This window comes from Microbulbifer maximicatervae (SeqCode) (assembly GCF_052468295.1).
This window is the reverse complement of record NZ_CP174340.1, coordinates 4623081-4639836: the sequence shown is the minus strand read 5'-3', so window position 1 is coordinate 4639836 and position 16756 is coordinate 4623081. Positions and strand designations below refer to the sequence as shown.

The 16756-nt window shown below is 52.7% G+C and carries 12 protein-coding genes; 10 read left to right on the top strand and 2 right to left on the bottom strand.

The window, feature by feature from the left end; translation table 11 throughout:
- The first annotated feature begins 3 nt into the window (after positions 1-3).
- From trkA to ACJJIQ_RS20545, 6 genes are all read left to right on the top strand, one after another.
- Positions 4-1389 carry a Trk system potassium transporter TrkA gene (gene trkA, locus ACJJIQ_RS20570; protein WP_282930545.1) on the top strand — a complete coding sequence of 462 codons (1386 nt, stop codon included), beginning with the start codon at positions 4-6 and terminating at the stop codon, positions 1387-1389.
- Between the two features lie 86 nt (positions 1390-1475).
- Complete coding sequence (locus tag ACJJIQ_RS20565; RefSeq protein ID WP_282930546.1) at positions 1476-2927, top strand: TrkH family potassium uptake protein; 1452 nt, start codon at positions 1476-1478, stop codon at positions 2925-2927.
- A gap of 97 nt (positions 2928-3024) precedes the next feature.
- Complete coding sequence (locus tag ACJJIQ_RS20560; protein ID WP_108731210.1) at positions 3025-4056, top strand: efflux RND transporter periplasmic adaptor subunit; 1032 nt, start codon at positions 3025-3027, stop codon at positions 4054-4056.
- Positions 4057-4102: 46 nt separating this feature from the next.
- Positions 4103-4798: an ABC transporter ATP-binding protein gene (locus ACJJIQ_RS20555; protein WP_445362894.1), complete on the top strand. Its 696-nt coding sequence runs from the start codon at positions 4103-4105 to the stop codon at positions 4796-4798.
- Positions 4795-5955, top strand: coding sequence for an ABC transporter permease (locus tag ACJJIQ_RS20550; RefSeq protein ID WP_445362893.1), 1161 nt, complete (start codon positions 4795-4797; stop codon positions 5953-5955). The genes ACJJIQ_RS20555 and ACJJIQ_RS20550 overlap by 4 nt, the downstream gene beginning before the upstream one ends.
- 62 nt (positions 5956-6017) lie before the next feature.
- Positions 6018-7205 (top strand): ABC transporter permease, encoded by a 1188-nt coding sequence (locus tag ACJJIQ_RS20545; RefSeq protein WP_445362892.1) that lies wholly within the window; start codon positions 6018-6020, stop codon positions 7203-7205.
- A gap of 32 nt (positions 7206-7237) precedes the next feature.
- Here ACJJIQ_RS20545 and ACJJIQ_RS20540 read toward each other — a convergent pair whose 3' ends face one another.
- Entirely contained in the window at positions 7238-8125 is an 888-nt protein-coding gene (locus ACJJIQ_RS20540; protein ID WP_445362891.1) for a lysophospholipid acyltransferase family protein, read from the bottom strand.
- A gap of 159 nt (positions 8126-8284) precedes the next feature.
- Here ACJJIQ_RS20540 and glyQ point away from each other — a divergent pair, with 159 nt between their 5' ends.
- The 4 genes from glyQ (at position 8285) to ACJJIQ_RS20520 (ending at position 15215) form a co-directional block, all read left to right on the top strand.
- On the top strand, positions 8285-9241 hold the full coding sequence (gene glyQ / locus ACJJIQ_RS20535) for a glycine--tRNA ligase subunit alpha (RefSeq protein ID WP_282930551.1): 957 nt from the start codon (positions 8285-8287) through the stop codon (positions 9239-9241).
- Positions 9241-11322, top strand: coding sequence for a glycine--tRNA ligase subunit beta (glyS, locus tag ACJJIQ_RS20530; protein WP_445362890.1), 2082 nt, complete (start codon positions 9241-9243; stop codon positions 11320-11322). The genes glyQ and glyS overlap by 1 nt, the downstream gene beginning before the upstream one ends.
- Positions 11323-11378: 56 nt before the next feature.
- Positions 11379-11930, top strand: coding sequence for a D-glycero-beta-D-manno-heptose 1,7-bisphosphate 7-phosphatase (gene gmhB / locus ACJJIQ_RS20525; RefSeq protein WP_444906790.1), 552 nt, complete (start codon positions 11379-11381; stop codon positions 11928-11930).
- A gap of 303 nt (positions 11931-12233) precedes the next feature.
- Positions 12234-15215 (top strand): S8 family serine peptidase, encoded by a 2982-nt coding sequence (locus ACJJIQ_RS20520; RefSeq protein WP_445362889.1) that lies wholly within the window; start codon positions 12234-12236, stop codon positions 15213-15215.
- A gap of 371 nt (positions 15216-15586) precedes the next feature.
- Here ACJJIQ_RS20520 and ACJJIQ_RS20515 read toward each other — a convergent pair whose 3' ends face one another.
- Entirely contained in the window at positions 15587-16582 is a 996-nt protein-coding gene (locus ACJJIQ_RS20515; protein WP_445362888.1) for a GlxA family transcriptional regulator, read from the bottom strand.
- Between the last annotated feature and the right edge of the window lie 174 nt (positions 16583-16756).

Below are 16756 nucleotides of genomic sequence, written 5' to 3'. Positions count from 1 at the left end.
GATATGAAAATTGTCATTCTCGGCGCCGGCCAGGTGGGCGGCTCTCTAGCGGAGGCCCTGGCCTCCGAGCGCAATGATATTGTCCTGGTGGACAGCGACGAGAAAACCCTGCGCGAACTGCGCGACCGCATCGATATCGGCGTGGTACTGGGCCACGCCTCTCACCCGGATATTCTGATGGAAGCCGGGATTGAGGATGCGGATATCCTGGTTGCAGTCACCAATAACGATGAGACCAATATGGCGGCCTGCCAGATTGCGCACTCTCTTTTTCGCGTACCCACCAAAATCGCCCGGGTACGGGCCTCTTCCTACCTGCAATACCCGGAATTATTCGATACCCAGGCCATCCCTATCGATGTACTGATCAGCCCGGAGCAACTGGTTTCAGAGTATATCTCCCGCCTGATGGAACACCCCGGAGCCTTGCAGGTGTTGGATTTTGCCGGTGGTCGGGTACAGCTGGTAACGGTTTTAGCCGTTCAGGGCGGGCCTCTGGTTGGGCACCAACTGCGCTATTTGCGCGAGCATATGCCCAAGGTAGATACCCGGGTTGCTGCGATTTATCGTCGCAACCGGCCAATTATTCCCCAGGGTGATACGGTGATTGAAGCCGGCGATGAGGTGTTCTTTATTGCCGCACGAGCAGATATTCGCGCGGTAATGAGCGAACTGCGTCGACTGGAACACGGTTATAAACGAGTAGTGATCGCCGGCGGTGGCAATATTGGTTTGCGCCTGGCCACTCGGCTTGAGAATCGCTATTCGGTAAAAATTATTGAGCAGAGCCACGAGCGCTGTGTCTTTCTATCCGAGGAGCTGTCTCACACCATTATCCTGCACGGCAGCGCCTCCGATCAGGAGCTGCTGCTGGAAGAGAGCATCGAAGATACCGATGTTTTTCTTGCCCTTACCAATGACGACGAGGCTAATATCATGTCGTCACTATTGGCCAAACGTCTGGGCGCACGCAAAGTGATGACCCTGATCAATAACCGCGCTTATGTGGACCTGGTACAGGGCGGTGAAATCGATATTGCCATCTCACCGCAGCAAAATACGATTGGCAGCCTGCTCACCCATGTGCGCCGAGGAGATATGGTCAACGTCCACTCCCTGCGTCGAGGTGCAGCTGAAGCCATTGAGGTTATCGCCCACGGTGACGAGCGCACTTCCAAGGTAGTGGGGCGCAAGATCGAAGATATCGACTTGCCCGAGGGCGCCTCGATTGGCGCCATCGTACGGGAAACGGAAAATGGCAGCGAAGTTTTGATGGCACACGATGATGTCATTGTGCAGAGCGATGACCACGTGATTGTCTTCCTTATCGACCGCCGCCAGACTCGCCATGTTGAACAACTGTTCCAAGTTGGTTTTGGCTTTTTCTGAGCAAATAATATTTTCGTTTTCCGGCGATAACGGTCTCCGCCGTCCAGATAACATTGCAACAAATAACGATAGGCTGATAGGCGCCAATGCGAATTGCGGTAATTGCGCGAGTTTTTGGAATTCTCTTGACGGTGTTCAGCCTGACTCTGCTGCCGCCGATTGGCGTATCCCTGTGGTATGAAGATGGTACTCACAGCGCATTTGTCGCAGCCTTTGTCATCACTCTGATCACCGGCCTGTTCATGTGGCTGCCAGTGCACGATTTGCGCGAAGACCTGCGCACCCGGGACGGGTTCGTAGTGACATCTTTGTTCTGGCTGGTACTGGGCAGCTTCGGTGCCCTGCCCTTTATTATCAGCCCACAGCCTGACTTGAGTATCACCGACTCTATTTTTGAATCCATCTCAGGGCTAACAACCACCGGCGCCACGGTGATTACCGGGTTGGACTCACTGCCTCCTGCCATTCTCTACTACCGCCAGCAGTTGCAGTGGTTTGGCGGTATCGGCGTAATTGTTATCGCCCTGGCCATCCTGCCGATGCTGGGTATCGGTGGTATGCAGCTGTATAAGGCAGAAATTCCCGGCCCGGTAAAAGATACCAAATTGACTCCGCGTATTGCCGAGACAGCGCGGGCACTAATTGTTATTTATGTAATTCTTACAATCCTCTGCGGCATCGGCTACTGGTGGGCCGGCATGACGGTATTCGACGCCGTTGGCCATGCGTTTTCTACTGTGGCCAATGGAGGCTTCTCCACCCACGATGCCAGTATGGGGTTCTACGCCCACAACCGCGCGATCATGATTATTTGTATCGTGTTTATGTTTACTGCTGCCATTAACTTCGGTCTGCATTTCTTCGCATTTCGCAACAGGACCCTCAGCCACTATTGGCGCGACTCAGAATTCCGCTTCTACGTTATGCTGATTCTCGGTGCCGGCCTGTTGATCAGCTGTTACCTGTGGATATTGAATATCTTCTCCCCCGGTAACAGCCTGCTACACGGTTTCTTCCAGGTGGTCTCGATCAGCACCACTGCCGGCTTCGCCTCGGAAAATTTCTCAGCCTGGCCAGTATTCTTACCCTACGTCCTCTTGCTGTTAGGTATTCTCGGTGCCTGCGCCGGCTCAACCTCGGGGGGCATTAAGGCGGTGCGCGGTATGCTGATTATGAAGTCCGGTATGCGCGAGCTGAATCGCCTGGTACATCCCAATGCGGTTATCCCTATCAAGATCAACCGCAAAATTGTCCCCGATCGAGTTACCGACGCGGTGTGGGGCTTCTTTGCGGTCTATGTTTCATCCTTTTTTATCCTCGCCATTATCGTCATCGCCACCGGTGAGGACTTTGTCACCTCCGTTACTACAGTAGCCTCCTGCCTGAGTAATATCGGACCCGCCCTCGGCGAAGCCGCTGCCCACTATGGTGCGGTTAATGAAGTCGCCAAATGGTTTCTTATCCTGGCGATGCTGATGGGACGCCTGGAAATTTTTACCCTGCTAGTACTACTTACCCCGGCTTTTTGGCGCCACTAACGACACAAGATGTCATGGCCACGCTAACGCGTGGCAATATTTTTTAATTTCTGCCACAGTTGCTGTTTACAGGAAGTAACTAATAAAAACAGGCTGTATGAGCAGAGATACTAGTGCGCTGCTCGGTCAACTCAAAATTGATCGGGAAACAGCGCCCGAACCCAGTTCCCCATCGCGCAAAGTTATATTGGCGGCATCTGTCGGCCTAGTTACTGGCATAGTTATAGGCCTTGCCGGCGCTTCTCTATTTGCAGAAGACAGTACACCAGTGCTCCCCCAAAGTAGCGAACCTCAAGCCAAGACTCTCAGCTTGATTCCCAGGGAGGAAAAATTTCACGAGACCATTCTCAATGCTTCCGGCTATATCACACCGAGGCGCATGGCTACGGTCTCCGCTGAAGTAATGGGCCTGATCAGTAGTGTGGATGTCGAAGAGGGAATGCAGGTCGAGGAGGGGCAGGTTCTGGCCCGCTTGGATGATGCCAAAGCGCGGGTCGCGCTGGATTTTGCCCAGGCACAAATTCAAGTGCTTCAAGCCAAGGAAGCGAGTATTCACGCGAAGTTAAAAGAGGCTGAACGCCAATATCGGCGTTTTGCCGGACTTCGAGACAAAAATTATTCCAGCAAAGCGCAGCTCACCCAAAGTGAATCCTCGGTAGAGGGGTTACGGGCAGACTTAAAAAGTGCCCGCGCCAATATTCAAGTCGCCATTCTTGAAGCTGAGAGGCAGCGCGAACGCCTGGCAGATCATATTATCCGCGCGCCTTTTGCCGGCGTAGTCACGACAAAAAATGCACAACCTGGCGAGATAGTTGCCCCCAGCTCTGCCGGCGGAGGTTTTACCCGCACTGGAATCTGTACCATCGTGGATATGAATTCACTCGAAATCGAAGTGGATGTGAACGAGGCCTTTATCGGCCGGGTTGCCAAGGGACAGAAAGTTAACGCCAACCTGGATGCCTACCCGAACTGGGACATTCCAGCTACCGTTATCGCCATCATTCCAACGGCCGATCGAGCCAAGGCAACTGTTCGAGTGCGAATCGCTATCGATGACAAAGATGCTCGAATCCTGCCGGATATGGGCGTTAAGGTGGGCTTCCTCGCAGGCGAGGCCGCAGCTCCTTAGCAAACACCAATAAAAACACAACAGTATTTATAAGAGGGAATTTGAGATGTCAGAGGAAGTGTTGTTTCAACTGAAGGATGTCAGCAAAAGTTTTACCAAGGGCAAAGAGACCATTTCCATTTTTGAATCCCTGAATATGGAAATTGATCACGGTGATTTCGTTGCCATTATGGGGCCTTCGGGCTCCGGTAAAACAACGCTGTTAAACATGTTGGGCGGCGTCGATCAACCCAGCGGTGGAGAGATATGGTTTGACAGCGAGCGCATTGACTCCCTCAATGAAGGCGCCCTAACCCGCTGGCGAGCGAGAAATATTGGTTTCATTTTCCAATTTTACAATTTAATGCCGATGCTAAATGCCCAGCGCAATGTAGAGCTGCCGCTACTGCTGACAACTCTCTCCAAATCTCAACGCCGCCACAATGTGGAAACCGCACTGGCCCTGGTGGGATTAAGTGATCGGGCAAAACATATGCCCAGTGAAATGTCCGGCGGGCAACAACAGCGTGTTGCCATCGCTCGCGCCATCGTTTCCGATCCAAAACTGATTCTGTGTGATGAGCCCACTGGTGACCTGGATCGGGCCACAGCAGATGAAATACTGGAAATGCTGCAATTGTTAAACCGCGATCACGGCAAAACCATCGTGATGGTTACCCATGATCCCGCGGCTGCAAGATACGCCAAGCGCACCCTGCATCTGGATAAAGGACAATTTGTGCAGAGGGAAATAGTGGCATGAGTGATTTTTATTTGGTTTTTAAAAATATGACAAGGAAGCCCTTGCGGCTATTCCTTACTTGCTTTGCTATTTTTATCGCCTTCTTGATTTTCGGTGCGGTTACCAGCCTCAAATCCGCATTAAATTCCAGCGTGGAACTATCCGCTGATAATCGTCTGGTGGTATTCAATAGAATTAACTTTACCCAGTCACTACCCATTGCCTATGTGCAAAAGGTTGCAGCCGTCGAGGGAGTGAAACATGTAACTCATCTCAACTGGTTTGGCGGTTATTTTCAGGAACCCAGCCGGCAGGTCGTTTCAATGGCTGTGGATCCAGAATCCTATTTAAAAGTCTATGAAGAAATTGTTATTCCCGAGGAACAAAAGCAGGCCTGGTTTAACAATCGGCAAGGGGCTTTGGTTGGGGAAAAACTCGCGCAGATTTACGGCTGGAAAGTGGGCGATAGAATTCCTTTATCCTCCAATATTTTTTCACACAAAGATGGTGGCTACACCTGGGAATTTGTGATTTCCGGGATTTTTAAAGGGGATACGGAACAGTACGATACACGCCAATTATTGTTTCATTATAAATATTTTATGGAGACACAGACTTTCGGTGGCGACTGGATTGGCTGGATGGCACTAACAACCGATGACCCCGCCATCAATGAAAACGTCGCAAAAACTATCGATGACAATTTTGCCAACTCGCAGAACGAAACCGATACCAGTACCGAGAAAGCCTTTAATAAAGCCTTTATTGAACAAATCGGAGATATTGGCTTAATTATTTTTTCTGTGGTGTTTACTGCCTTTTTCACCATATTGGTAGTGGTTGGCAACACTATGGCGCTGGCGATTCGCGAGCGTACCGGGGAAATCGCCGTATTAAAAACCCTGGGTTTTTCCAGCACTCGTATTTTCCGAATGGTGCTGTCGGAGTCCCTGTTAATTGCCTTTGTCGGCGGCCTTTCTGGCCTGGCCGCAGCCTGGCTGCTGGTCGAAGGGGTAAAAACCTTCCTCGCGCGCTTTTTGCCCAACTTGATTTTGGATGGGGATATCGCCCTGCAAGCCATTTTATTTATGTTGCTACTAGGTCTGATTACCGGGCTAATGCCAGCCTTTCAGGCTCTGCGACTTAACATAGTAACTGCATTTAACCGACAACAATAAACTGGTGCCCCGCTGAAACCACGCATGGTTTTCACTGGGGAAGCCTTAAAGGAGAAGAAATTATGGGTTCTCTTATTGCACAAATTGTTTCGGTAACCCTGATGAATCTGGGCAGCCTGCGTCGGCGCCTGTGGATGTCACTGGCCATGGTATTTGCCTCGGCAGTTGTCGTCGCAATCCTACTGGCGTTTCTCGCTATGGCCAAGGGCTTTGAGGCGACCATGAGTGGGGCCGGCTCCAGCCAGATCGCTATCCTGATGCGAGAGGGGTCTGCCAGTGAAATCAACTCTGTAATCCTGCAGGACCAGGTCAACCTGATTGCGGAATCGGCCGGTGTTGCCAGGGATACGAATGGCCCGCTGGTATCACCGGAGCTCTACGTTATTGTCGATGGCCTGAAGAAATCCACCGGTACCGAAGCCAATATCCCCTTGCGCGGTCTCAATGAAACCGGCATGGCCATGCGCAATAACATACGTATGGTGGAGGGGCGTATGTTTACTCCCGGCACTAACGAAATGATTGTTGGTGAAGGGGTATTGCGTGAATTCAATGGTTTCGAAATCGGTAAAGAAGTGCGCTTTGGCAAAAACCTGTGGACAGTTGTTGGGGTCTTTTCCACAGGGGGTAATATATTTGAGAGCGAGCTGTGGGCAGATATCAAAATTATCCAAAGTCACTACAACCGGGGTAACAGCTATCAGTCAGTCCGTTTGCAATTGGAGAATAACGGCGATCTCACGCCCATTCAGGAAACCATTCAGCGCGAGCCCCGTCTGAACCTGGAAGCGCAAACCGAACAGGAGTACTTCGCCAGCCAGGGTAAACAACTGCAATATATCGCTACTTTTGGCTGGATTATCAGCTCTGTGATGGCGCTAGGCGCACTGGCCGGAGCTCTCAACACCATGTATACCTCGGTAGCGGACCGGGCTCGTGAAATCGCTACTTTGCGCGCATTGGGATTCAGTAACTTCTCCGCGTTCTGCGGCACTATTGCTGAGGCAATGGTTTTAGCCGTTGCCGGTGGGCTTTTGGGTTCCCTGGCTGCTTACCTGTTTTTCGACGGTCTCAACACCTCAACTCTGGGAGGCAGTTTTACCCAGGTGGTGTTCAGTTTTGAGATGTCCCCAGACCTGTTTGTGCAGGGCGCCGTATTGGCGCTGGTGATCGGTTTTATCAGCGGCTTCTTCCCAGCCTGGCGCGCGGCACGCATGCCGGTTGTGGTCGCTTTCCGGCACGCGACTTAAATAATTTTATGGGGGGCTTCTATGAAGAGCCCCTACTTTTTCTTGCGGTAAATTTTACTCTTGCCTTCCGGCTGTTTCCTGAAGCGCTTGTATTCCCACTGATACTGCTCTGGTGCCTGGGCAATACAGGCCTCCACTCCCCGATTCATCGCCGCCAGGGAAACTTTCTGCTCATCGCTATAAATGGCCTTTTCCGCAGGAACAAATACCAGCTCAAATCCACCTTCAACGCGCTTGCCGAAACCAAACACCACATGGCAGTTGGTGCGCTGAATCAAGTTGTGGGCTAGGGTCATCGTCAGGGCCGGGCGGCCAAAGAAAGGAGCAAAATCACCGCCCATATCCGGCTCCTGATCGGGAAGTATCAGGGCAAAATTACCGGCTTTGAGAGCCTTAAGTAGCGAGCGAACCCCATGTACGTTGGTGGGAACCATCTTGCCACCGGTCACTTCCCGCCCATTGCGAATAACCGGGTCCAAAGCTTCAATTTTGGGAGGCTGGTATAGCACTGTGCAGGGAGCCAGGGTGCCTACATGCAAGCCAAAAATTTCCCAATTGCCCGTATGCGGCATCAGTACAATTGTGCCGGTCCTGCCTTCTTCACTCCCGTCGAGCAAGTGCTGGTTGCGCACTCCCACAATCGCATTCTTACTTTTGGCCCAGGGGGTGTTCCATAGGGCCGCCATCTCAAAGCCGGTCATTGCAGTACTGATCACGCTCTCTCTGGCGAGCCGTTCGCGCTGCATTGGGTCCATGGCCGGATAGCACAACTCCAGGTTTATACGGCTCAGACGCAGCCCCTCGGAGCGAGTCCACACAGCAATTTTGCCAACGAGTAAACCGAGGCGTCGCGACCAAGATAACGGCAGTTTGCCAATAATTTTCAGTGCCCCTACTGCAAGGCGCCCTTTAATATCCACTGAATTACTTCCTATCCACAAAAGCCATTTTGAGACGGCTATCTAGTTCGAGAATGAACATTGACACCTCCGAAGCGGCTATAGCGCTTTAAGCACAGGAGCCGCTGCCGCTATAATTGCGTCCCTTTGCCCACAGCAGATACTGATCCGGAGATAGCGGTGTCCAAGCAATACGATCTCAGTACCTTTCAGGGACTCATTTTTGCCCTGCAGGATTATTGGGCGCGCCAAGGGTGCGTCATTCTACAGCCTCTGGATATGGAAGTGGGCGCCGGCACCTTTCATCCAGCGACCTTCCTCCGTGCCATAGGCCCGGAAAACTGGAATGCGGCCTATGTACAGCCCTGCCGCCGCCCTACCGATGGCCGCTACGGTGAGAACCCCAACCGCCTTCAGCACTACTACCAATACCAGGTAGTAATGAAACCATCCCCGGACAATATCCAGGAATTGTACCTCGATAGCCTTCGCGCCATGGGCGTAGATCCCGCTGTCCACGATATTCGCTTTGTTGAGGACAACTGGGAATCCCCAACCCTGGGCGCCTGGGGCCTCGGCTGGGAAGTTTGGCTGAATGGTATGGAAGTTACCCAGTTCACCTACTTCCAGCAGGTTGGCGGCCTCGAGTGCTACCCAGTTACCGGCGAGATCACCTACGGTCTTGAGCGTATCGCCATGTATCTGCAAGGTGTCGAGTCTATCTACGATTTAGTGTGGACCCGCAACCCGGATGGCAGCCCCGTCACCTACGGCGACGTTTTCCATCAGAACGAAGTGGAAATGTCCCACTACAACTTTGAACACGCCGATGTGGAGTTCCTGTTCGCGACCTTCGATCACTGCGAGCGCGAGAGCACACGCCTGATTGAGCTGGGCCTGCCGCTCCCCGCTTACGAGCAAGTTATGAAGGCCTCCCACGCCTTCAACCTTCTGGATGCGCGCCACGCCATCTCAGTGACTGAGCGCCAGCGCTATATCCTGCGCGTACGAACCCTGGCCCGCGCCGTGGCACAGGCTTATTACGATGCGCGCCGCGCCTTAGGCTTCCCCATGGCAGATGAAGCACTGCGGGCAGATATTTTGGCGGAAGACATCGAGCAAGAGGAGAAGCAGTAATGGCTCAGGATTTTCTGGTAGAGCTGGGCACCGAAGAGCTGCCGCCCAAGGCGTTACACAAATTAATGAGCGCTTTCGCCGATGGTATTACCCAGGGCCTCAAAGGCGCCGAGTTGTCTTTTGGCGAAGTTAAAGCCTACGCAGCCCCCCGTCGCCTGGCCGTAGCAGTATTCGCTTTGGCAGATAAGCAGCAGGACAAACAAATTGAAAAGCTGGGCCCGGCTGTCAAAGCCGCTTTCGATAAAGAGGGTAAGCCCAGTAAAGCCGCTGAGGGGTTCGCCCGCAGCAACGGCGTAACTGTTGAAGAGCTGGGACGCAAAGAGACCGACAAAGGCGAGCGCCTGGCCTTTATCAGCGAGCAAAAAGGCGCTGAAACCGAATCCCTGTTAGCGGGCATTGTCGAGAAGGCATTGGCGCAACTTCCAATTCCCAAGCGAATGCGCTGGGGTGCGCGCCGCGAGGAGTTCGTGCGCCCGGTGCACTGGCTCGTCATGCTGTTTGGCAACAGGGTAGTCAACGGTGAAGTACTCGGCTTAAAAGCCGGTAACACCAGCCGCGGCCACCGCTTCCACTGCAATCGCGAGCTGGAGATCCACTCCGCCCACGACTATGCACAGGTTCTGCGCGAACCCGGCTACGTAATGGCTGACTTCGCCGAGCGCCGCGAAGCCATTCGCGCCCAGGTGATCGCCGAAGCCAACAACGTCAATGGTGAAGCGGTCATCGATGACGATCTGCTCGACGAAGTGACTGCACTGGTTGAATGGCCTGTCGCCCTCACCGGCCGCTTCGAAGAGCGCTTCCTGGAAGTACCCGCTGAAGCCCTGATCTCCTCCATGAAGGAGCACCAGAAATATTTCCATGTGGTAGATGAAGATGGCCAATTGCTGCCTTTCTTTATCACCGTGTCCAATATCGAGAGCCAGGATGCCGCCCAGGTTATCCACGGCAATGAGCGCGTAATCCGTCCGCGCCTGGCAGATGCTGCCTTCTTCTTTGAGACTGACAAAAAGACCAGCCTGGAATCACGCCGCGAGAAACTGCGCCAAATCGTGTTCCAGCAGCACCTGGGTAGCGTCTACGACAAGACTGAACGGGTAGCCGCCCTGGCCCGCACCATCGCTGAGAAAACCGGAAGCAACGGCGACTGGGCCGAGCGCGCCGGCCGCCTGTGCAAGTCGGACCTGGTTACCGAGATGGTGTTCGAGTTTGCCGATATGCAGGGCATCGCCGGCTACTACTACGCCGAAAATGACGGCGAGCCGTTGGATGTGGCCAAGGCCATGTACGAGCAGTATATGCCCAAGTTTGCCGGTGACGAGCTGCCCGCCAGCGACACGGGTACTGTAATTGCCCTGGCAGATCGCCTGGATACTTTGGTCGGCATCTTCGGCATAGGCCAACCCCCCAGCGGCTCTCGCGACCCCTTCGCCCTGCGCCGCGCCAGTCTGGGTATCATCCGCATCCTCGTAGAAAAGCGTCTCGATCTGGACCTGCGCGAGTTGCTGGAATTGGCCCGCGACAACTACCCGCGCACCGCCCTGGGTGAATATGACAAGGTGGTGGAACAGACTCTGCAATATGTACTGGAGCGCTTCCGCGCCCGCTACGAAGACCAGGGTATCGCCACCGAAGTATTTATGTCCGTTGCCGCGCGCAAACTGTCCCGCCCGCTGGATATCGACAACCGCGTGCACGCGGTCAACGCGTTTAGCCAGCTGCCGGAGTCCGGTGCTTTGGCCGCCGCCAACAAACGCGTTTCCAATATCCTCGCCAAGTTAGACAGTGCTGTACCCAGCAGTGTGGATGAGGCTCTGTTGCAGGAGGAGGCGGAAAAGGCTCTGTTCGCCGCAGTACAGGTTGCCCGCACAGAAGTTGAACCACTGTATAGCGATGCGCTCTTCGCCGAGGGTCTGGCCGGTCTGGCAGGCCTGCGTGAAACCGTAGACAGCTTCTTCGACCACGTGATGGTAATGAGTGATGACGAGAAACTGCGCAACAACCGCCTGGCCCTATTGGCCCAGCTGCGCGCACTGTTCCTCGAAGTTGCCGATATTTCCCTGCTGGTTCCTGCCAAGTAATGACTTGCAGAGGCGGGGCATTAAACCCCCGCCTCGCAAATCAGGGAGATACTAATATGGCAATTATCATTCTCGGCCGCGACGGGGTGATCAACGAAAACCCCGATAAATTCGTCAAATCCGCCGACGAATGGCAACCCCTGCCCGGCAGTATTGAAGCGCTGGCAGCGCTCAGTCAGGCCGGCCATCAACTGGTGATAGCCACCAATCAGAGCGGCCTGGCGCTGGGCCAATTTGATCTGGATGACCTGGAAGAAATGCACGCTAAAATGCGTGCTCAGGTGGAAGATGCCGGTGGCGAAATCGCCGCTATTTTCTACTGTCCCCACGGCCCTGAAGATAATTGCCGCTGCCGCAAACCCCTGGCGGGTCTACTAGATGCCATCGAGGCTGAATTTGATACCAGCCTGCACGACTGTTATTTGGTCGGAGACAAGCTGGCAGATCTTTATCTGGCGTTGGAGAAGGGGTGTAAACCCGTTCTGGTAAAAACCGGTGCAGGTGATCAGACGTTACAGCACCTGATCGAGCAGCCCGATCCCCGCCTGGCTAACACTTCAGTATTTGTTGATCTTTCGCATTTTTCTCAGTTTTTATTATCCCCCTAAACCGCTCCCTCTCTCTTTTCGCTAGATGATTCGAGCGTCCAATATCTAACCTGGCGCACTATTTTTGCGATCAGTTGTTCACCCAGGCGCCAACTTATTGAGCTGTATGGCGCATTCCTTTAAAAGCAACTAGCGGGAGGGCGAGCCCATTGTTGTACCAGCGATTCGTGCCAAGCCAGGGATGGGTGAGGCTTGAATGACGCTCTGAACATTCCTGTCGGGGAAAAGGAGTAATGCCCCCAGCGACGAGCTCTTTTAAGCCTTTTGTTGCCGCCTGCACAAAACAATAAAAGGGATACTCCAATGAAAAGTCAAATTCTTACTGCCCTGACAGCCGGTATGTTGTTATCCAACAGCCTATTTGCTGAGTCAGCCACAAGTAAGTTTGCCCCCAGTCAGGAAAAACCAAAAAAAGTTTATATTGTTCAATTAGACAGCGAGCCTCTGTCTTCCTATAGCGGTACCATCCCCGGTTTGTCGGCCACCAAACCGTCCAACCGTGGCAAACTCGATCCCCAAAGCAGCAGCTACCGGCACTATTCCAATTTCCTTCGGTCGCGGCGGGAACAAGTTCTATCCACCGTTCCCAGCGCACGCACTGTTCATGAATACGACACCGCTTTTAATGGCTTCGCCGCCGTAATGAGCGAAAAGGAAGCGGCTGCTCTGCGCGGTCGCGCCGACGTTAAAGGTGTTTGGGAAGATGAATTACTAAAGCCCCATACTGACTCCACTGCGGACTTCCTCGGCATCACAGATATGCCCAGCCCATGGCTCTGGGGGATTACGGGTGAGGATATTGTTGTAGGTGTTATAGACACAGGGATCCACCCTGAACACCAGAGTGTCGCAGACATAGCTACACCGTTACAGGGCAACCTGGGGCCCCAAGTTCCCTACGGTTCAATACCCGAGAGCTTTACTGGTGACGGTTGCGAATTTGGTAACAGTGACCAAAACCCCAACGACACTGCGTTTACCTGTAACAATAAGCTGATCAAGGCCAAGTCATTTTCCGATGCCTTCCTGACCAACAACGAATTGGCAGATTACGAATTCCTGTCAGCCAGGGATGCAGACGGGCACGGTACCCACACCGCGACCACTGCCGCCGGTAACTATGGCGTTATTACCCCGGATGGAAAAACCCTTACCGGAATGGCGCCACGAGCCCGCATCGCGGTGTATAAAGTCTGCTGGGACGCCCCAGATCCCGACGATAGTGGTTGTTCGTCGGCCGACTCCATGGCGGCTATTGATGAAGCCGTGGCCGATGGTGTGGATGTTATTAACTTCTCGATAGGTGGCGCCAGCACCACCTTTAGTGGTGCCGATGACATCGCATTTTTATTTGCCGCCGATGCCGGCGTTTTTGTCGCCACATCTGCAGGTAACAACGGACCCGGACCCGAGACTATGGGCACTCCTTCGGGAGTACCCTGGATAACCGCAGTCGGCGCCTCAGAGGATGACCAAAGCTTCGGTTTAGCCCTACAGATATCCTCGCCAGAATCCATTTCCGGAATTTATGAGGGGCGTGAGGGCAACAGCACCGTAAGCCTTGAAGAGGTTGGAGCAGTCTCTGCTGAGGTTGTTCTCAGCGAGCCGTTAGAAGCCTGTAGCGAAGTCACTAACAGTGAGTCTTTGGAAGGCGGTATTGCTCTGGTAAGACGTGGAGGTTGTTCTTTTTCCGATAAGTATAATAATGCTGCCGATGCCGGCGCCTTGGCTATCGTCGTTTACAACGACGGTACTGCAGACGATCGCATCAACCCGATTACCATGTCAGCCCCTGATACCCGCATCCCCGGAATGATGATCTCGTACTACGAGGGTGAAACTCTCGCAGCCAGCAGCGAAGTTTCTGGAGTTATCGATCCGTCTCAATTGATCCCCAGGGAAGACCGCGTCGCAAACTTTTCATCTCGCGGTCAAAATGGTGGTGCGCCGGATATTATCAAGCCGGATATCAGTGCCCCGGGGGTTGGCATTATCGCGGGGATTTCTCCAGTGTTAAGCGGAGGAGAAGTATTCGGAGCCCTCAGTGGAACTTCTATGGCCAGTCCCCATGTCGCCGGTGTGATGGCGCTGCTAAAGCAGGCTAACCCGCACTGGAGCCCGGCAATGGCCAAGTCCGCATTGATGACGAGTGCGCGCAATGACCTGCGCAAGTCTTACGGACCAGCGGATGCAACACCATTTGATATTGGTGCCGGTGCCATAGTGCCCCGTGACGCCTTCAAACCAGGTCTGGTTTACGATGCGGGCTTCAATGATTATCTCGCCTTCCTATGTGGCGCTGAACTCCAACCCGAGATGGTTGATAGCGCAACCTGTGATGCGTTGACGTCCCTGGGATACTCTAGCGATTCGAGCGACCTGAACCTCGCTTCTATGGGGGTCGCCGACCTCCTCGGCAGCCAGACCATCAAACGCCGGGTTACTAGCGTCGCCCCCGGCCAGCGTTGGTATTGGGCATCCATCAACGCGCCACTCGGTATCGATGTAGATATCAACCCGAAAGTGCTACGCCTCAGGGAGGGAGAGAGTGCTGAGTTTGAGGTGACCTTCACCGCCACAGAGTCCGCCGAAATGAATACTTGGGTCTTTGGTGATCTCACCTGGCAATCCGTAGGCTCCCAGATCAGTGTGCGCAGCCCAATTGCTATTCGGCCTGTTCCTCTAGCTGCACCACAGCAATTAACTGGCAGCGGCACCGATGGCAACCTCGAACTCAATGTGGGCTTCGGCTACAACGGTGATTTCCAGGTGAATGTCACTGGCCTGGCGGAGGGTGAGGCCACTACAACCACTGTTGAAGATGGCGATGTTCAAGTAATTTTCTTTGATATACCTGAGGGAACAGAGCTTGCGCATATCGCTATGTATGATGCCGATGTGGGCGACGGTAGCGGAAGTGATGACCTGGACCTGGAAGTTTATGGCCCAGCGCCAAACTATCCCGAAGTCGGTACCAGCGGCAGCGCCACTTCCGCAGAGTCAGTTTCCCTGGCTAACCCTTCTCCGGGCCAATATGCAGCTGTTGTTGTCGATTATGCGACATCCGCCGGCCCCACCAACTTCAGCTTATTCAACTTTAATCTGAATGGGGACAACGGGAATATCGCAGTGGAGGCGCCGGCTCAAGCACAGATTGGTGGAGCTGGGGTAGTTTCTTTAGAGTGGATGAACATTACTCCCAATACCCGCCATCTTGGTATTTTGACTCATGGTGACGGAGAAAAAGATTTTTCCGAAACCCAGGTCATGATTAATACTCAATAGGCCTCACACGCTGATAATTGATGGTAGGAAGTGAAAGTCAAAACCGGCCAGAGTTTGGCCGGTTTTTTTATTCGCAATTGAGTGCATTCTGCTGATGAATAAAAGCGCTCGCTATGTCTGGGGATAATCGACCAAAGTGCCAAAAATATTTTGTCTTTCGATTGATATTCAAAGCAGCAGAAAGCTTGTACTCCGGTAGTATCATCAATCCAGAAAATTCTTCCTAAGCTAAAAAATAAGCTTCGGTAAAAAAGAATGAGTAAGTTCAGTTGATATGCGACTTAAAACATCAATTACGTTTTACTGCACTAAATATAAATTTTCTAAATTAAATATTAACAATTGGCTGCAAGTAATTAATAAATATATTTTTAGTGAAAACGCTTTCGATATTCACTAGGCAAAATACCCTTGTGCTTTTTAAAGGCTCTTCTCAATTGCTCTTGGGATTGAAATCCACAGAGTTTTGCCACTTTATCCTGTGACTGATTTTGTTCGGAAAATAATTGGCAAGCTCGTTCCACTCTTATTTGCTCTAGGAAACGAGCAGGCGTTACACCAAGCTCTCGCACAAAGCTTCGGGCAAAATTCCGTGGGCTCATAGCCGCTTCCTGAGCCAGCCTCTCCACCGTTATAGGTTTCTTAATATTCTGGTACATCCATTCAATCAAAGTTGCAAAACGATCGCTGTTTATCTGATTTTCCAATCGCACACTAAATTGCTGCTGTCCTCCATCTCTCTTTAAGTAGAGAACAAGAATTCGAGCCAGGTTGAGTGCCAAGCCCCTCCCATGGTCCTCCTCGATCATCGATAGAGCCAAATCAATTCCAGCAGTAATTCCGGCCGACGTATAAACATTACCGTCGCGGACAAAGATGGCATCCGGATCCACTTCTACCTGGGGGAACCCCTGCAACTCAGGAACATCCGCCCAATGCGTTGTAGCACGCCGTCCATTGAGAATGCCTGCGTTGGCGAGCATCAAGGCCCCACTACAGATTGAACCAATACGAGCAACTTTTTTCTGCTGCTCAGCCAGCCACTCCAGAACAGAACTATTGGTACAAGCGCGCTGACAGGAGTCCGGTGGCATGCCGCTCACTAACAGGGTATGAATCCTCTCAGCTTCATGAAACGGGAGGTCTATAAAAACCTTAACCCCTGTCGAAGTCGTAACCGGACCAGACTCAAGTCCCACCAACTGAATATCATAGAAATCCTGGTTGAAACGCCCTTGTTTGCGCAACTGGTCATTTGCCAAGGCAAAAACCTCTAGGGGACCTGTGATATCCAGGCTAGTAGCACCCGGGCAGACCACCATGGCGACTTTCCTAGCTCCATTTTGTGTTTGTTGGTGCTTATTCATCTCGGCAGTTTTCCACAACGGCTGGGGATAAGAATGATTTACAGGCGCCAGATTCTGCCAGTTATAGCCAGCTTAGACACCCTGTTACCCCAAATTGATAGTCATTTTCTCCGGTACTGACGTATAAACTTTGACGGATATGAGTAACCCTCGGGTGACTATTGGTTCTTAAAG

Excerpts from the sequence above, each read along its gene's own strand:
- ACJJIQ_RS20545 (WP_445362892.1), top strand. The coding sequence starts at position 6,018 with ATGGGTTCTCTTATTGCACAAATTGTTTCGGTAACCCTGATGAATCTG.
- ACJJIQ_RS20560 (WP_108731210.1), top strand. The coding sequence starts at position 3,025 with ATGAGCAGAGATACTAGTGCGCTGCTCGGTCAACTCAAAATTGATCGG.
- ACJJIQ_RS20515 (WP_445362888.1), bottom strand. The coding sequence starts at position 16,582 with ATGAATAAGCACCAACAAACACAAAATGGAGCTAGGAAAGTCGCCATG.
- ACJJIQ_RS20565 (WP_282930546.1), top strand. The coding sequence starts at position 1,476 with ATGCGAATTGCGGTAATTGCGCGAGTTTTTGGAATTCTCTTGACGGTG.
- ACJJIQ_RS20550 (WP_445362893.1), top strand. The coding sequence starts at position 4,795 with ATGAGTGATTTTTATTTGGTTTTTAAAAATATGACAAGGAAGCCCTTG.
- ACJJIQ_RS20555 (WP_445362894.1), top strand. The coding sequence starts at position 4,103 with ATGTCAGAGGAAGTGTTGTTTCAACTGAAGGATGTCAGCAAAAGTTTT.
- ACJJIQ_RS20520 (WP_445362889.1), top strand. The coding sequence starts at position 12,234 with ATGAAAAGTCAAATTCTTACTGCCCTGACAGCCGGTATGTTGTTATCC.
- trkA (WP_282930545.1), top strand. The coding sequence starts at position 4 with ATGAAAATTGTCATTCTCGGCGCCGGCCAGGTGGGCGGCTCTCTAGCG.
- glyS (WP_445362890.1), top strand. The coding sequence starts at position 9,241 with ATGGCTCAGGATTTTCTGGTAGAGCTGGGCACCGAAGAGCTGCCGCCC.
- gmhB (WP_444906790.1), top strand. The coding sequence starts at position 11,379 with ATGGCAATTATCATTCTCGGCCGCGACGGGGTGATCAACGAAAACCCC.